Here is a 17,090-nt window from a genome sequence, read left to right as displayed (position 1 = left end):
GCTGTACGGCGTAAGCTGTACGGGTACTGAACAGCACAAGTGGTATAAGTCGGGCAAAAGTTACCTTATGGGTGCGTGTGGCTCGATCGGGCGTGTCGCGTGCTGCGGCGTGTCCGAAATGGGATGTTTTGACTTGGCGGTGTAGAACGGGAGACGTGACGGCAATGGCTACTGGTTCGCTCCGGCTCCCCAACGCGCCGGGCAGCCCCCGATGAGTGAACGGGGGGCGACGCGCAGCGTCAAACCGCGGACGGTGGCCTCCGGCGGGCCGGCCGACGCGCAGTCGCGCACCGTCCTCGACCAGGCCGCGCACGAGAACTTCCCGGTGGCGCCGTTCTTCCTGCCCCGCGCCTGGCGCGCCGACCTGATGGCCGTCTACGGCTTCGCCCGGCTCGTGGACGACATCGGCGACGGCGACCTCGCCCCCGGCGGCGGTGACGCCGTACTCCTCGGCCTCGACCGCGAGCAGAGCGACGACCGCCCCGCGATGCTGGACGCACTCCAGGCGGACCTCGACCGCGTCTTCAGCGACCGGGCCCCCGGGCCCCGCCATCCGCTGATGCGGCGGCTCGGCCCGACGGTCCGCCGCTGCGATCTGACCCCCGAGCCCTTCCTCGGGCTGATCGAGGCGAACCGGCAGGACCAGCGGGTGACCCGCTACGGCACCTACGACGATCTGCTCGCCTACTGCGAACTGTCCGCCAACACCGTCGGCCGGCTCGTCCTCGGCATCACCGGCACCACCACCCCCGAACGTGTCCGGTGGTCGGACGCCATCTGCACCGCCCTGCAGATCGTCGAACACCTCCAGGACGTCGCCGAGGACCTCGGGCGCGACCGCATCTACCTCCCCGCCGAGGACATGAAACGCTTTGCCGTCACGGAAGACGATCTGCGGGCCTCCCGAGGGGGCGCATCGGTGCGCGCACTGATCGCCTACGAAGCCGAACGCGCCCGTGACCTGCTGAATGAAGGCGCACCGCTGGTGGGTAGCGTCCACGGCAGACTCAAGCTGCTGCTGGCCGGTTTCGTGGCCGGCGGGCGCGCCGCACTCCGGGCGGTCGCCGCCGCCGACCACGACGTACTCCCTGGACCACCCAAGCCGACCAAGCTCAGCCTGCTGCGCGAGGTGGGGGCGACATTGCGAAGAGAGGGGTGAGCCGGACCGTGGAGGCAACCGCACACGCGTCCGCGCCGGTGCTCGCTGCATACCGCTACTGCGAGACCGTCACCGGGCAGCAGGCACGAAACTTCGCTTACGGCATCCGGCTCCTGCCGACCGACAAGCGACAGGCGATGTCGGCGCTCTACGCCTTTTCGCGACGGGTCGACGACATCGGCGACGGCACCCTGGAGCCGGCCGCCAAGCAGCAGCGGCTGGCGGACACCCGGGCCCTGCTGTCGCGCGTCAAGGACGGCCGGGTCGACGAGGACGACACCGACCCGGTGGCCGTCGCGCTCGCCGACGCCGCCCGCCGCTTCCCGCTGCCGCTGGAAGGTCTCGACGAACTCATCGACGGCGTCCTGATGGACGTTCACGGCCAGACCTACGAGACCTGGGACGACCTCAAGGACTACTGCCGCTGCGTCGCCGGGGCCATCGGCCGGCTCTCGCTGGGCGTGTTCGGCACCGTGCCCGGAGCGCAGGACGCCGACCGCGCCGCCGAGTACGCCGACACCCTGGGGCTCGCCCTGCAACTGACCAATATTCTCAGGGACGTTCGCGAGGACGCCGGCAACGGCCGCACCTACCTCCCCGCCGAGGATCTCGCCAAGTTCGGCTGCGCGGAAGGGTTTCACGGACCGGTCCCGCCGCCCGGCGCCGACTTCACCGGCCTGGTGCACTTCGAGGTCAACCGCGCCCGCGCCCTGTTCGCCGACGGCTTCCAGCTGCTGCCGATGCTCGACCGGCGCAGCGGCGCCTGCGTGGCCGCGATGGCGGGCATCTACCACCGGCTGCTGTCGCGGATCGCCGCCGACCCCGAGGCGGTGCTGCGGGGCCGGGTCTCGCTGCCCGGCCGGGAGAAGGCGTTCGTCGCGGTGCGGGGTCTGTCCGGGCTCGACGCCCGCGCCATCGGGCGCCGGCAGGCGGTCAGGAGGCGCGGATGACGTGCCGGGCCACCAACGAGAGCGGCGACCCCGCGTCAGCGCGGTGCGCAACCCTTCCCGGGGCGGCTGCGTCCCTGGCAGGTGTGAGGGGGGAGTACGCATGACATCGGGAGCCACGCATTCCGACCTGCGCCGCGTCCGGCCGTCAGACGGTTCCGGGCGGACCGCGGTGGTCGTCGGGGGCGGCCTGGCAGGTACCACGGCGGCGCTCGCGCTGGCCGACGCCGGGCTGCGGGTCACCCTCGTGGAGGGTAGGCCCAGGCTGGGCGGGCTGGTGTTCTCCTTCCGCCGGAACTCCGCCGCGGGCGAGCTGAGCGTCGACAACGGCCAGCACGTCTACCTGCGCTGCTGCACCGCCTACCGCAGCTTCCTGGAACGGCTCGACGCCGACCACCTGGTCCCCCTCCAGAACCGCATGGACGTCCCGGTCCTCGACCCCGGCAGCACCACCGGGTCGAAGCGCGGCGGAGGGATGCGGCTCGGCCGGCTGCGGCGTACCGCGCTGCCGGTGCCGCTGCATCTGGCCGCGAGCCTGGCCGGCTACCGGCACCTCTCGCCCGCCGAGCGGGCCGGCGTGGTGCGCGCCACCCTCGCCCTGAAGGGTCTTGACCCGGCCGACCCCGCCCTGGACGGCGTGGACTTCGGCAGCTGGCTGCGCCGGCACGGCCAGTCCGCCCGGACGATCGAGGCCCTGTGGGACCTCGTCGGCGTCGCCACTCTCAACGCCACCGCCGAGGCAGTCTCGATGGGGCTCGCCGCCAAGGTCTTCAAGACCGGGCTGCTCTCCGCTCCCGGCGCCGCCGACATCGGCTGGTCCCGTGTGCCGCTCGGCGACGTCCACGACACCCTCGCCCGCACCGCACTGGACAAGGCCGGGGTGCGCGTCGCGCTGCGCACCCGCGTCGGCGCCGTGAACCGCACGGACGCCGGCGGCTGGCAGGTCACGGTGGAGAACGGTCCGCACGGCCGCGAGCAGCTCGCCGCGGACACCGTCGTCCTGGCCGTACCGCAGCGCGAGACGCACGCGCTGCTCCCGGACGGAGCCCTGGCCGACAAGGACCGGCTGCTGGGGATCGGCACCGCGCCGATCCTCAACCTCCATGTCGTCTACGACCGCAAGGTGCTGCGCCGCCCCTTCTTCGCCGCCGTCAGCTCACCGGTCCAGTGGGTCTTCGACCGTACGGACACCTCGGGGCTGGCGCGCATCCCCGGCGGTGAGGGAAGCCAGTATCTCGCCGTCTCGCAGTCCGCCGCGCAGGAGGAGATCGACCAGCCGGTCGCCGCACTCCGCGCCCGCTATCTGCCCGAGCTGGAGCGGCTGCTGCCCGCCGCTCGCGGAGCGGGCATCCGCGACTTCTTCGTCACCCGCGAGCGCACCGCGACCTTCGCGCCCGCACCGGGCGTCGGCAGGCTCCGCCCCGCCGCCCGCACTCAAGCCCCCGGCCTGTTCCTGGCCGGTGCGTGGACCGCCACCGGGTGGCCCGCGACCATGGAAAGCGCTGTTCGCAGCGGCACTGCCGCCGCTCGCGAGGCACTCAACGAACTCGGCTTGCCTCAGGGCCGGTTGCCCAAGGAGGCGGCATGACCACGAGTACGAGCGCTCGCACGAGCACGAGTATCGGAAACAGAGGAGAAACCGTGAATCCGGCTTCCCCAGCGATCGACACCGAGAGCGTCACCGCGCTGCTGGAGCGTGGGCGGACGCTTGCCACTCCCGTGCTGCGTGCCGCCGTGGACCGGCTCGCTCCCCCCATGAACACCGTCGCCGCCTACCACTTCGGCTGGATCGACGCCGAGGGCCGCCCCACCACGGGCGACAGCGGCAAGGCCGTACGGCCCGCGCTCGCCCTGCTGTCCGCGGAGGCCGCGGGCCGGGCCCCCGAGGTCGGTATCCCGGGCGCGGTGGCCGTCGAGCTGGTGCACAACTTCTCGCTGCTGCACGACGACCTGATGGACGGTGACGAGCAGCGCAGGCACCGCGACACCGTCTGGAAGGTGCACGGCCCCGCGCAGGCCATCCTCGTCGGCGACGCGCTGTTCGCTCTCGCCAACGAAATCCTGCTGGAGCTCGGTACGGTCGAGGCCGGCCGGGCGACCCGCCGACTCACCCTGGCCACCCGCAAGCTGATCGACGGTCAGGCCCAGGACATCTCCTACGAGCACCGCGAGCGGGTCACCGTCGAGGAGTGCCTGGAGATGGAGGGCAACAAGACGGGCGCGCTGCTCGCCTGCGCCGTCTCCATCGGTGCGGTCCTCGGCGGCGCCGACGACCACACCGCCGACGTCCTGGAGAAGTACGGCTACCACCTCGGTCTCGCCTTCCAGGCCATCGACGACCTGCTGGGCATCTGGGGCGACCCGGAGGCCACCGGCAAGCAGACGTGGAGCGATCTGCGGCAGCGCAAGAAGTCGCTGCCGGTCGTCGCCGCCCTGGCCGCGGGCGGCACCGCCTCCGAACGCCTCGCTCAGATCCTCGCGGCGGACGCCAAGAAGAGCGAGACCGAGATCGCGGACTTCACCGAGGAGGAGTTCGCCTCCCGCGCCGCCCTGATCGAGCAGGCCGGCGGCCGGGACTGGACCTCCCAGGAGGCCCGCCGCCAGCACGCCACCGCCATCGCCGCACTGGACGAGGTCGAGATGCCCGAACGCATCCGCGCGCAGCTCGTCGCCCTCGCGGACTTCGTCGTCGTACGAGAGAGATGATCATCATCGTGACGTATTAGATCGCAGTCGCCGGCCGGTGCCAGCCGGGCGCCGGCCGACGCTATCCCTGAGCACGCTTCACAGTTCACTGCAGAAGGGGAAGCCATGACAGCGACGACCGACGGAAGCACCGGGGCGTTGCCGCCCCGGCCACCCTCGGCCAGCGATGCCACCGCTGAGACAACCGAACACCTCCTGGGCGCCGCGGCGCACGACACGGCCTTACGCGACGCGGCGGCCGCCGCCCGGCGCGCGACCGCCCGCGCCACCGAGTTCCTGCTCTCCCAGCAGGATTCCGCCGGATGGTGGAAGGGCGACCTCGACACCAATGTGACGATGGACGCCGAGGACCTGCTGCTCCGTCAGTTCCTGGGTATCCAGGACCCCGAGCTCACCGAGGCGGCGGCCCGCTTCATCCGCGGCGAGCAGCGCGCGGACGGCACCTGGGCCACCTTCTACGGCGGGCCCGGCGAACTCTCCACGACCATCGAGGCCTACGTGGCCCTGCGGCTCGCGGGGGACGCACCGGACGCACCGCACATGGCCCGAGCCTCGGCCTGGGTGCGCGAGCGCGGCGGGATCGCCGCCGCCCGGGTCTTCACCCGCATCTGGCTGGCCCTCTTCGGCTGGTGGCGGTGGGACGACCTCCCCGAGCTCCCGCCCGAACTGATCTATTTCCCCAAGTGGTTCCCGCTCAACATCTACGACTTCGGGTGCTGGGCGCGGCAGACGATCGTGCCCCTGACCATCGTCTCGGCCAAGCGCCCGGTGCGCCCGGCACCGTTCGCCCTCGACGAGCTGCACACCGACCCGCGCCGCCCCAACCCGCCGCAGCCGCTCGCCCCGGCGTCCAGCTGGGACGGCGTCTTCCAGCGCCTGGACAAGGCGCTGCACCTCTACCGCAAGGTCGCGGTGCGCAAGCTGCGCGGCGCCGCGATGCGCGCCGCCGCCCGCTGGATCATCGAACGGCAGGAGAACGACGGCTGCTGGGGCGGCATCCAGCCACCCGCCGTCTACTCCGTCATCGCCCTGCACCTCCTGGGCTACGACCTCGACCACCCCGTGCTGCGCACCGGCCTGCAGTCTCTGGACCGCTTCACCGTCTGGCGCAAGGACGACTCGGGCGCGCCCGTACGGATGATCGAGGCATGCCAGTCCCCGGTCTGGGACACCTGCCTGGCCACCATCGCGCTCGCCGACGCCGGACTGCCGCCCGACCACCCGCAGTTGGTCAAGGCCGCCGACTGGATACTGGCCGAGGAGATCGACCGCCCCGGTGACTGGCAGGTACGCCGTCCTCACCTCCGTCCCGGGGGCTGGGCGTTCGAGTTCGAGAACGACAACTATCCGGACATCGACGACACCGCCGAGGTGGTGCTGGCGCTGCGCCGCGTCGCGCATCCCGACCCCCGGCGCGTCGAGGCCGCGGTCCGTCGATCGGTGCGCTGGACCTTCGGCATGCAGTCCAGGAACGGAGCCTGGGGCGCCTTCGACGCCGACAACACCAGCCCGTTGCCCGACCGCCTGCCGTTCTGCGACTTCGGGGAGGTCATCGACCCGCCGTCGGCCGATGTCACCGCCCATGTCGTCGAGATGTTCGCCGACGTCGGAAGGGCGCACGACCCGCGCACCCAGCGGGGGATCACCTGGCTGCTGGCCGAGCAGGAGCCCAGCGGCGCCTGGTTCGGCCGCTGGGGCACCAACTACCTCTACGGCACGGGATCGGTACTGCCGGCCCTCGCCGCGGCCGGCCTCCCCGGCTCGCACCCCGCGATCCGGCGGGCCGTCGGCTGGCTCCGGCGCGTCCAGAACGACGACGGCGGATGGGGCGAGGACCAGCGGTCCTACCAGGACAAGGAGTGGGCGGGGCGCGGCGCCTCGACCGCCTCGCAGACCGGGTGGGCGCTGATGGCGCTGCTCGCGGCCGGCGAGCGGGACAGCGACGCCGTACGGCGCGGGGTGCGCTGGCTGGCCGACACCCAGCGCGAGGACGGCTCATGGGACGAGCCGTACTTCACCGGCACCGGCTTCCCCTGGGACTTCTCCATCAACTATCACCTGTACCGCCAGGTCTTCCCGCTGACGGCCCTGGGCCGCTACGTCAACGGCGGACCGGCCGGTGCGCCCTTGGGGGCCTGATGCGGGGACGCCCCCCGACGGCCGCGGACGCCCCGCTGCTGGTCGCCTGCGCGCTCGGCATCGAGCGGTTCGCGCTGCGGGGCGGCGATCGCGGCGGCGCGAGCCCGCAACTGGTCACGCTCCGCACCGGCATGGGGCCCCAGGCGGCGGAGCGCGCCGTCACGAAGGCGCTCCGCGACGGCGCCGCCACCGCGCACTCACCGGTCGTCGCCAGCGGGTTCTGCGCCGGTCTTGCCCCCGGCATGCGGCCCGGAGACGTCGTCGTCGCCGGGTCCACCCGCGACCACCGGCCGGACGCCCCGGAGGTGCTCTGCCGCGACAACGGTCCGCTGCTCGATGCGCTGCGGCAGCGTGGGCTGACCGTGCACACCGGACTGCTGCGCGGCTCCGACCACGTCGTCCGCGGCGCCGAGCGGGCCGCGCTGCACGCCGCGGGAGCCGTCGCGGTGGACATGGAATCCGCCGCCACGCTCCGCGCGGCGGTGCGCTCCGGGATCCGTCCGGTTGCGGCCGTCCGGGTGGTCGTGGACGCTCCAGAACATGAACTCATGCGTATCGGCACCGTGCGCGGTGGAATATCGGCCTTCCGTGTGCTGCGCTCCGTTCTTCCTGTTCTCTTCGAATGGCACCGTTCTTTGCTGCTCCCCAGGAGGTGAGCTAGATGGCTATGCCGCTCCGCCAGACCATCCGGGTCGGGACCTACCTTTTTGAACAGAAAGTGCTCAGGAAGCGCGAGAAGTTTCCGCTCATCGTCGAACTCGAACCACTCTTCGCGTGCAACCTCGCCTGCGAGGGCTGTGGGAAGATCCAGCACCCGGCGGGGGTGCTGAAGCAGCGCATGCCGGTGGCGCAGGCGGTCGGCGCGGTGCTGGAATCCGGCGCCCCGATGGTGTCCATCGCCGGTGGCGAACCGCTGATGCACCCGCAGATCGACGAGATCGTCCGCCAGCTGGTCGCCAAGCGGAAATATGTCTTCCTGTGCACCAACGCGATGCTGCTGCGCAAGAAGATGGAGAAGTTCACGCCGTCGCCGTATTTCGCATTCGCGGTGCACATCGACGGAATGCGTGAGCGGCACGACGAATCCGTCGCGAAGGAAGGCGTCTTCGACGAGGCGGTGGCGGCGATCAAGGAAGCCAAGCGGCGTGGATTCCGGGTCACCACGAACTCCACCTTCTTCAACACCGACACCCCGCAGACCATCATCGAGGTCCTCAACTTCCTCAATGACGATCTCCAGGTCGACGAAATGATGCTGTCGCCCGCCTACGCCTACGAGAAGGCCCCCGACCAGGAACACTTCCTGGGCGTCGAGCAGACCCGGGAGCTGTTCAAGAAGGCGTTCGCCGGCGGCAACCGGCGCCGCTGGCGGCTCAACCACAGCCCGCTGTTCCTCGACTTCCTGGAGGGCAAGGCGGACTTCCCGTGCACGGCCTGGGCGATTCCCAACTACTCGCTCTTCGGCTGGCAGCGCCCCTGCTACCTGATGAGCGACGGGTACGTCCCGACGTACAAGGAACTCATCGAGGAGACGGACTGGAGCAAGTACGGCCGCGGCAAGGACCCCCGCTGCGCCAACTGCATGGCGCACTGCGGCTACGAGCCCACCGCCGTCCTGGCCACGATGGGTTCCCTGAAGGAGTCCCTGCGGGCCGCCCGGGACACCGTCGGGGGAAACCGCTGATGAGGTGAGCAGCGAGGTGGGCCCGGTGGCGCCGGGCACACCGGCGTCCCGGCCCGGCCGGTGGCGGCGCGGCGGCGACCGCCCTCGCCACCGGCCGTGCGGGGACGCCGCCGTCAGCTGAACCAGTAGAGGGGGAGTGATCCATGACGATGCTGGAGCACATCCGGCAGCCGCGTGACCTCAAGGCGCTCGCGGCGGACCGGCTGGACGAACTGGCCCACGAGATCCGCACGTTCCTGGTGCACGCCGTCGCGCGTACCGGCGGCCATCTGGGCCCCAACCTGGGTGTGGTCGAGCTGACCATCGCCCTGCACCGGGTCTTCGACTCGCCCGCCGACCGCATTCTCTTCGACACCGGCCACCAGTCGTACGTGCACAAGCTGCTCACGGGGCGTCAGGACTTCTCGAAGCTGCGGGCGAAGGGCGGTCTTTCCGGCTACCCGTCGCGGGCGGAGTCCGAGCACGACGTCATCGAGAACAGCCATGCCTCGACGGTGCTGGGCTGGGCCGACGGTCTGGCCAAGGCCAATCAGGTGCGGGGCAAGGACGACCATGTCGTCGCGGTGATCGGTGACGGTGCGCTGACCGGCGGGATGGCCTGGGAGGCGCTGAACAACATCGCCGTCGCCAAGGACCGCCCGCTCGTCATCGTCGTCAACGACAACGAGCGCTCCTACGCGCCGACCATCGGCGGCCTCGCCGACCACCTCGCCACGCTGCGCACCACCGACGGCTACGAGCGATTCCTGGCCCGCGGGAAGGACATCCTGGAGCGCACCCCGGTCGTCGGCAAGCCGCTCTACGGAAGCCTGCACGGCGCCAAGAAGGGGCTGAAGGACTTCATCGCCCCGCAGGGCATGTTCGAGGACCTCGGCCTGAAGTACATCGGCCCGATCGACGGCCACGACATCGCCGCCGTCGAGTCGGCGCTGCACCGCGCGGCCGGCTTCCACGGCCCGGTGCTGGTGCACTGCCTGACCGAGAAGGGCCGCGGCTACCGCCCGGCCCTGGAGGACGAGGCGGACCGCTTCCACACCGTCGGCAAGATGGACCCGCTGACCTGCGAGCCCGTCGCGCCGCCCGCGGCACCTACCTGGACCTCCGTCTTCGGTGAAGAGATGGTCCGTATCGGTGCCGAGCGTGCGGACGTCGTCGCACTGACGGCCGCGATGCTGCAGCCGGTCGGACTGGGGAAGTTCGCCGCGGCGTATCCGGACCGGGTGTGGGACGTCGGTATCGCCGAACAGCACGCCGCGGTGTCCGCGGCGGGGCTGGCCACCGGCGGGCTGCACCCGGTCGTCGCGGTCTACGCCACCTTCCTCAACCGCGCCTTCGACCAGGTCCTGATGGACGTCGCGCTGCACCGGTGCGGCGTCACCTTCGTCCTGGACCGGGCCGGGGTCACCGGCACCGACGGCGCCTCCCACAACGGCATGTGGGACATGTCGATGCTCGGCGTCGTCCCCGGGCTGCGGATCGCCGCACCCCGTGACGCCGAGCAACTCCGCGCCGAGCTGCGGGAATCCCTGGACATCGACGACGCGCCGACCGTCATCCGGTTCCCCAAGGAGTCGGTGGGCGAGCCCATCGCGGCGGTGGAGCGGATCGGCGGTGTCGATGTCCTGCGCCGCGCCGACCGGCCGGACGTGCTGCTGGTCGCCGTCGGCGTGATGGCGCCGGTCTGCCTCGACGTCGCCGAACTGCTGGCGGCGCGCGGCATCGGCGCGACGGTCATCGACCCGCGCTGGGTCAAGCCGGTGGACCCCGCGATCCCCCAACTCGCCGCCGCGCACACCATGGTGGCCGTCGTGGAGGACAACAGCCGCAACGGCGGCGTGGGTTCAGCCGTCGGCAGTGCGCTGCGCGACGCCGAGCTGGATGTGCCGCTGCGCACCTTCGGCATCCCCGAGCAGTTCCTTGCGCACGGCAAGCGCGGCGAACTGCTGGCCGACATCGGGCTGACCCCGGCCGAGATCGCCGCCCGGATCGGCGCCGTACCGGCCCTGAACCGGATGAGCGTCGTGCCGGCCCCTAAGGAGAAACAGCCGTGACCGGATTCGACCTCGCGGAGCTGCTCGCCGCGCGCGGCGGCGAGCGCTACGACCTGCATGCCCGCCACCTCAACCACCAACTGCCCCGCATGCTGCACACCATCGGCTTCGACAAGGTCTACGAGCGGGGCGAGGGCGCCTACTTCTGGGACACCGACGGCCAGGACTACCTCGACATGCTCGCGGGCTTCGGCGTGATGGGCCTGGGGCGGCACCACCCGGTCGTCCGGCAGGCCCTGCACGATGTGCTGGACGCCGGCCTGGCCGACCTCACCCGCTTCGACTGCCAGCCGCTGCCCGGCCTGCTCGCCGAGAAGCTGCTGTCCTACGCGCCCCACCTCGACCGGGTCTTCTTCGGCAACAGCGGGACCGAAGCGGTGGAGACCGCCCTGAAGTTCGCCCGCTTCGCGACGGGCAGACCGCGCGTTCTGTACTGCACCCACGCCTTCCACGGCCTGACCACCGGCTCGCTCTCCGTCAACGGCGAGGACGGCTTCCGCGACGGCTTCGCACCGCTGCTGCCCGACACCGCCGTGGAGATGGGTGACCTGGAGGCGTTGGAGCGGGAGATCAAGCGCGGCGATGTGGCGGCGCTGATCGTCGAGCCGATCCAGGGCAAGGGCGTGCTGCCCGCGCCGCCCGGATACCTGCGCGCCGCCCAGGAGCTGCTGCACCGGTACAAGGGCCTGCTGATCGCCGACGAGGTGCAGACCGGCCTCGGCCGCACCGGCGACTTCTTCGCCTACCAGCACGAGGACGGGGTCGAACCGGACCTGGTGTGCGTGGCGAAGGCGCTGTCCGGTGGCTACGTCCCGGTCAGCGCGACGCTCGGCAAGGACTGGATCTTCAAGAAGGTCTACTCGTCCATGGACCGGGTCCTGGTGCACTCCGCCAGCTTCGGCTCCAACGCCCAGGCGATGGCGGCCGGTCTCGCGGTGCTCAGCGTCATGGAGGACGAGGAGATCGTCGCCAACGCCCGGCACACCGGCGACCTGCTGCGCACCCGCCTGGCGGCCCTCACCGACACGTACGAGCTGCTGCACGATGTCCGAGGCCGCGGCCTGATGGTCGGCATCGAGTTCGGCCGGCCCTCCTCGCTGGGCCTGCGCAGCCGCTGGACGATGCTGCAGGCGGCCCGCAAGGGCCTGTTCGCGCAGATGGTCGTGGTGCCGCTGCTCCAGCGGCACCGCATCCTGACCCAGGTCTCCGGAGACCATCTGGAGGTCATTAAGCTGATCCCGCCGCTGACCATCGGTGAGCGTGAAGTGGACCGGTTCGTCGAGGCGTTCACCGCCGTCATGGACGACGCCCACGGTGGCGGCGGCCTGATGTGGGACTTCGGGCGGACGCTGGTCAAGCAGGCGGTCGCCAACCGGTGACGAGGCTGCGGGGGAACGGATGGTCGCCGCGACGACGGCGCGCGCCGTCAACGACATCACGGGGCGCTGGGCGCGAGCGGCGGTGGGGGAGCGCGGCACCGTTCTGACGGCGACCGGAGTGTGGCCGTTGCAGGCCCTGCTCGCGGGAGCGGCGGCCGGACCGGCCCGCGCCGAACTCGCCGCCGCGCTCGGCATCGACGCCGAGCACGCCGTACGCGAAGGCCGCGACCTGCTGGCCGCGTGTCAGGAGGCGGAGGGCGTCAACGCCGCGGTGGGGCTCTGGACCCGACGGTCGATGGTGCTGCGCCCGGAATGGCGGGCCGGACTGCCGCCGGGCTCGCACGGCGAGCTGACCGGGGATGCCGGCGCGGACGCGGAAGCGATGCACGCGTGGGCGCGGCGGCACACCGGCGGGCTGATCGAGCGGATGCCGGTCCGCGTCGAACCGGACACGCTGCTGGTGCTGGCGAGCGCGCTGCTGGTGCGGACGACCTGGCAGGAGCCGTTCGGCGCGTATCCGCTCCGGGTGGCCGAAGGGCCGTGGGCAGGGCGGGAGTTGACGGGCCTGAGCCGTTCCGGCACGAACGCCGGGCAGGTGCGCGTCCACAGCACGCCGGCCGGCCCGCTGACCGCGGCGGAGGTCGCGGGGGACAACGGTCTGGACGTGCATCTCCTGCTCGGGCCCCAGGACATGCCGGGCGGTGCGGTCCTGTCCCATGGTGTGGCAGCGCTGGCCGGGTCGTATCCGACGGTGTCCGGGGCGAGGCTGACCGAAGGGGCCGGGCCGGGGCTGAGCGTGCGGACCGTACCGAGCGAGAACGGCGAGGCGCGGGTGCAGCTGACCGCCGCCCGCTTCACCGTCGACGCGGAACACGATCTGCTGCAGCGGGCGGGGCTCTTCGGGCTCGGCGCCGCCTCCGACACCTCCCGGGGACACTTCCCCGGGATCAGCGAGCAGCCGCTGGCGGTGTCGGCCGCACGGCAGACCGCGACGGCGACCTTCGGCCCGCTCGGCTTCCGGGCGGCGGCCGTCACGGTGCTGCCCGCAGCCGCGGGGTCGGTGCCGCGGACTCCGCCGTACCGGGCGCTGCACGTGTCGGCCCGCTACGACAGACCCTTCGGTTTCCTCGCGGTGCACCGGGCGTCAGGGCTGGTGCTCGTCGCGGGATGGGTGACGGACCCCGACCCGTGGCTGTGGCGCGCGGCTACAGGGTGACGGGCCGGACTCCCTCGTCCCCCCGGCCCTCGGCGCGCAGCTCAGCGGTCAGGAGGTCACCGGGGCACCGGGTCAGTCGGTCAGCAGCTGGGCACGCAGCCGGTCGCGCGTCGTGGTCGTCAGCTTCAGACCGTCGGTGAGGTACTTCTCCGTGGAGCCCCAGGTCTGGTGGATCGCGTCGAAGGCGGCCGCCAGGTAGTCGGTGTGCGCCCCGAAGAGCGGCGAGAGCAGCTCCATGACCTCCGGGGACATCCCGACCGCGGAGGAGTCGGATCGACGGATCTTGTAGCGGCGGTGGGGGTCGTTGGACTTGAGGTAGTCCGCCTCGATGGCGTCCCGCTCCACGCCGACCGCCAGCAGCGTCACGGCGACCGACAGGCCGGCGCGGTCCTTGCCGGCGGCGCAGTGCATCAGGGCCGGCACGCTGTCCTCGGAGAGGGAGTGCAGCAGCCGACTGTGGTCCTCGGTGCGGGTGGTGATGATGTGGCGGTAGGTCTGCGCCATGCGCGCCGCGGCCTTGCCGTCACCTAGCGCGGTCCGCAGCTGGTCCAGCTCGCCGTCGCGCACCATCGTCCAGAATTCGGCGCCGTCGGCGGGATCCGTCAGCGGAATGTTCACGTTTCGCACGCCGGGGAGGGCGACGTCCGGGCCCTCCAGCTTGATGTCCGCGGCGTTGCGGAAGTCGAAGACGGTGTGCAGCCCGAGGCCGGCGAGAAACGCGGCGTCCTCCTGCGTGGCGTGTGCGAGGTGGCCGCTGCGGAACAGCCGGCCCTCGCGGATGCGACGCCCGTCCTTGGTCGGGAGCCCGCCCACGTCGCGGAAGTTGCGCACCTCCGTGAGTTCGGTCTCGGTCGACGGGACCTGCGGCGTCTGCTGCGTCACGGGCGCTCCTCGGGGTCGGCCGCCGACGCTGCTCGTCGACGAGGCGGGGCAACTTCGACGATACGACATTCATGCAATAGGCAATCAGGACACCATGCGCGCGAAATGCGACGCGTCGTCGCGGCACGACAGATTTCAGCCCGATCGATGGGCACCCACTGATCGATCGATATTCCGACTTGAGGAGAATTTGACCGGGTGGTATTAATCACCCCACGTCAACCCCTGGTTACGGTGGCGTAAGTCACTTCTTTGGGTGAAGTATGTCCTGACGTGGCAGACGATTCGAAGAACATGAGCAACGGCGCGTACGGCGCCATCGGGTCGTACGCAGCCGTCGGGGACAGCTTTACCGAGGGGGTCGGGGATCCCGGGCCTGACGGGGCGTACATCGGTTGGGCGGACCGGCTCGCGGTCCTGCTGTCGGACCAGCGGAACGAGGGGGACTTCCGCTATGCGAACCTCGCCGTCCGGGGGCGGCTCCTCGACCAGATCGTCGAGGAGCAGGTGCCCCGGGCGAAGGAGCTGGCTCCCGCCCTGGTGACGTTCTGTGCCGGCGGCAATGACATCCTGCGGCCCGGTTCGGACCCCGACGCGGTGGCCGAGCGCTATGAGGCGGCGGTCGCCGATCTGCGGGAGACGGTCGGCACGGTGCTGCTGTGCACCGGCTTCGACACCCGCGACATCCCCGTGCTCAAGCATCTGCGGGGCAAGATCGCGACCTATACGGCACATGTCCGCGCGATCGCGGACCGTCACGACAGTCCGGTCCTCGACCTGTGGTCGCTGAAGTCCGTCCAGGACCGGCGGGCGTGGAGCGGTGACCGGCTGCACCTGTCCGCCGACGGTCACACCCGGGTCGCCCTGCGTGCGGGGCAGGTGCTCGGCCTGCAGGTGCCCGCCGACCCGGACCAGCCCTGGCCCCCGGAGGCGGAGCGGTCGCCCGCAGCGGCACGGCGCGACAACATCCACTGGGCGCGGGAGTGCCTCGTGCCGTGGATCGGGCGGCGGCTTCGTGGCGTGTCCTCCGGCGATCATGTGGAGCCCAAGCGGCCCGATCTGCTGCCGCTGTAACGCCGCCACGGCCGATGAGGCCGTGACCCCATGACGGAGGCCCCGACTTCCGCGACGGCGCCTTGCCGGCGGTCGTCGCAACCCGTGCTCTCCGACGTGGCAGGAGAAGCCGGCAGCCGCTCGGCCGCGCTCACACAGCCGAGCGGCTGCAGCGCGTTCCGGGCCTTTCCTGCGGACTCTTGGGCGGACCTGTTCGGCAAAGACTTCGTGCCGCGCTTCGACGGGATCGTCGCAGGGTTCGGATGGACCAAGGCGGACCCGGGGGTCCGGAGCCGGTCCTGAGCCGTGAGGCGTTCCGGCTCGTGCCGGGCGTGACTGCTGCTGCGCCTGGCGGCGTCGGCTTGTGGCGGGGGCGTTCTCCGGCGCAAGCTCGGCGCGGTGGGGCCTCAGTGTGCTGCGGAGGTGTACGGCAGGTCGGCCCAGACGACCCGGCCGGGTCCGGCCGCGTCGTGCCGGGTGCCCCAGCTGTCGGACAGTGCGCCGACGAGGAAGAGGCCGCGCCCGCACTCCTTGTCCACGCTGCCGGGCTGGGCATGCGGCGCCGACGCCTGCGCGCCGCCCTGGTCTGTGATCTCTATGCGTATGTGCGCGCCGGCCAGCCTCAGTTCACATCCGACCTTCTCGCTGTCGGTGTGCCGTATCGCGTTGGTGAACAGCTCCGACACCACCAACTCCACGTCGTCACGGACCTGTTGGCAGGCGCCCCAGGCGCGCAGCAGGGCCGTGACGCGTCTGCGCGCCTCGGGTACGGACGTGCGTCGCGCCGGGAGATGGAACGCGTCCTGGGGGTGCTCGGCGACGGAGCCGCCACAGCGCCCTAACGAAGAAGCGTTGTTGGAGGAAGCCACTCCGCAACTATGTGCGATGTTGGTCGCCGATGGCAAGGATCATTCTGCAATTTGCAGAATCGTAAATGCAGTCTGTCGCCGCTGCTGACGACATGACACACTGCTGTTTCCTGAAGCTGGTTGGAGGAGATCGGACGTGGCGGATCCACGGTCGGCGGGTGCGCCGACCGTCCTGCGGGTGGTGCTCGGGAAGCGACTGCAGGACCTGCGCGAAAAGGCGGGGCTGTCCTTCGAACGGGCCGCGGAGGCACTCGATGTCACCCACGCCACGATTCGGCGCATGGAGAAGGCCGAGGTAGGCCTCAAGCTTCCGTACGTCGAGAAGCTGTTGGCGACCTACGGCGTCCGCGACCAGGACGAGATCGAGGGTTTCCTGTCCCTCGCGCGGGAGGCCAACCGCCCCGGCTGGTGGCACAACTTCCGGGACGTCCTGCCCGAGTGGTTCAGCGCGTTCGTCAGCCTGGAGAGCGAAGCCAATCTCATCCGGGCCTACCAACCCCACTACGTACCGGGCCTGTTGCAGACCGAGGACTACGCCGCCGCCGTGCTGCGGGCCGGCATGCCGCACGCTCCCGCCGCGGACATCGACCGCATCGTGGCGCTGCGCCTGGAGCGGCAGGCCCTGCTCACCCGCGAGAACGCGCCGATGCTGTGGGTGGTCATGGACGAGACCGTCCTGCGGCGCCCCATCGGCGGCTCCTCGGTGATGCGCGACCAGATCACCCGGCTGATGGAGGCCACGGCCCTGCCCAACGTCCGGCTGCAGATCGTGCCGTTCGCCGCAGGCCCGCACCCCGCCATGTACGGGCCCTTCCACCTCTTCCGTTTCCCGATCCCGGAGCTCCCGGACATCGCGTACGCGGAAAGCCTCGTCGGGGCCGTGTACTTCGACCAGCGCAACGACGTCTCGCAGTTTCTGGAGGCCCTGGACCGGATGTGTGCGCAGGCCGCGCCGGCACACACCACCGAGGCCCTTCTGGGTGGCTTTCGCAAGGAGATCTGAAC

14 protein-coding genes are annotated in these 17,090 nt (G+C 71.2%); 12 read left to right on the top strand and 2 right to left on the bottom strand.

The features are described from left to right. Positions 1–211 precede the first annotated feature (211 nt). From hpnC to ACH4FH_RS08125, 10 genes are all read left to right on the top strand, one after another. The gene (gene hpnC, locus ACH4FH_RS08170) at positions 212–1,159 is read left to right on the top strand and encodes a squalene synthase HpnC (RefSeq protein ID WP_398554934.1); all 948 of its coding nucleotides are present in this window, start codon (positions 212–214) and stop codon (positions 1,157–1,159) included. Beyond that, positions 1,156–2,109, top strand: a complete 954-nt coding sequence (gene hpnD, locus ACH4FH_RS08165) for a presqualene diphosphate synthase HpnD (RefSeq protein ID WP_398554933.1) — start codon at positions 1,156–1,158, stop codon at positions 2,107–2,109. Before hpnC ends, hpnD begins: the two co-directional genes overlap by 4 nt. A gap of 100 nt (positions 2,110–2,209) precedes the next feature. Continuing rightward, entirely contained in the window at positions 2,210–3,694 is a 1,485-nt protein-coding gene (gene hpnE, locus ACH4FH_RS08160; RefSeq protein WP_398554932.1) for a hydroxysqualene dehydroxylase HpnE, read from the top strand. A gap of 53 nt (positions 3,695–3,747) precedes the next feature. Further along, a complete protein-coding gene (locus ACH4FH_RS08155; protein WP_398554931.1) occupies positions 3,748–4,812 on the top strand; it encodes a polyprenyl synthetase family protein in 1,065 nt (354 codons plus the stop codon). 105 nt (positions 4,813–4,917) lie between these two features. Then, positions 4,918–6,951 carry a squalene--hopene cyclase gene (shc, locus tag ACH4FH_RS08150; RefSeq protein WP_398554930.1) on the top strand — a complete coding sequence of 678 codons (2,034 nt, stop codon included), beginning with the start codon at positions 4,918–4,920 and terminating at the stop codon, positions 6,949–6,951. Then, on the top strand, positions 6,951–7,607 hold the full coding sequence (locus ACH4FH_RS08145; RefSeq protein WP_398554929.1) for a 1-hydroxy-2-methyl-2-butenyl 4-diphosphate reductase: 657 nt from the start codon (positions 6,951–6,953) through the stop codon (positions 7,605–7,607). Before shc ends, ACH4FH_RS08145 begins: the two co-directional genes overlap by 1 nt. A gap of 5 nt (positions 7,608–7,612) precedes the next feature. Continuing rightward, a complete protein-coding gene (gene hpnH / locus ACH4FH_RS08140; protein WP_398554928.1) occupies positions 7,613–8,635 on the top strand; it encodes an adenosyl-hopene transferase HpnH in 1,023 nt (340 codons plus the stop codon). A 143-nt stretch (positions 8,636–8,778) separates the two neighbouring features. Next, positions 8,779–10,686 carry a 1-deoxy-D-xylulose-5-phosphate synthase gene (dxs, locus tag ACH4FH_RS08135; RefSeq protein ID WP_398554927.1) on the top strand — a complete coding sequence of 636 codons (1,908 nt, stop codon included), beginning with the start codon at positions 8,779–8,781 and terminating at the stop codon, positions 10,684–10,686. After that, positions 10,683–12,065 (top strand): aspartate aminotransferase family protein, encoded by a 1,383-nt coding sequence (locus ACH4FH_RS08130; protein ID WP_398554926.1) that lies wholly within the window; start codon positions 10,683–10,685, stop codon positions 12,063–12,065. Before dxs ends, ACH4FH_RS08130 begins: the two co-directional genes overlap by 4 nt. Positions 12,066–12,084: 19 nt before the next feature. Further along, complete coding sequence (locus tag ACH4FH_RS08125; RefSeq protein ID WP_398554925.1) at positions 12,085–13,281, top strand: serpin family protein; 1,197 nt, start codon at positions 12,085–12,087, stop codon at positions 13,279–13,281. 72 nt (positions 13,282–13,353) lie between these two features. On the opposite strand, the gene ACH4FH_RS08120 is transcribed toward ACH4FH_RS08125, so the two are convergent. Next, complete coding sequence (locus tag ACH4FH_RS08120) at positions 13,354–14,163, bottom strand: tyrosine-protein phosphatase (protein WP_398554924.1); 810 nt, start codon at positions 14,161–14,163, stop codon at positions 13,354–13,356. Between the two features lie 273 nt (positions 14,164–14,436). Between ACH4FH_RS08120 and ACH4FH_RS08115 the strand changes: the two genes are divergently transcribed. Continuing rightward, positions 14,437–15,237, top strand: a complete 801-nt coding sequence (locus ACH4FH_RS08115) for an SGNH/GDSL hydrolase family protein (RefSeq protein ID WP_398554923.1) — start codon at positions 14,437–14,439, stop codon at positions 15,235–15,237. 386 nt (positions 15,238–15,623) lie between these two features. Here ACH4FH_RS08115 and ACH4FH_RS08110 read toward each other — a convergent pair whose 3' ends face one another. After that, positions 15,624–16,085 (bottom strand): ATP-binding protein, encoded by a 462-nt coding sequence (locus ACH4FH_RS08110; RefSeq protein WP_398554922.1) that lies wholly within the window; start codon positions 16,083–16,085, stop codon positions 15,624–15,626. Positions 16,086–16,221: 136 nt separating this feature from the next. On the opposite strand from ACH4FH_RS08110, the gene ACH4FH_RS08105 reads away from it, so the two are divergent. After that, the gene (locus ACH4FH_RS08105; protein WP_398554921.1) at positions 16,222–17,088 is read left to right on the top strand and encodes a helix-turn-helix domain-containing protein; all 867 of its coding nucleotides are present in this window, start codon (positions 16,222–16,224) and stop codon (positions 17,086–17,088) included. The last annotated feature ends 2 nt before the right edge of the window (positions 17,089–17,090 follow it).

Source organism: Streptomyces sp. NPDC017993, assembly GCF_044328065.1.
GTDB lineage: Bacteria > Actinomycetota > Actinomycetes > Streptomycetales > Streptomycetaceae > Streptomyces.
This window is presented reverse-complemented; position numbering and strand designations above follow the sequence as displayed.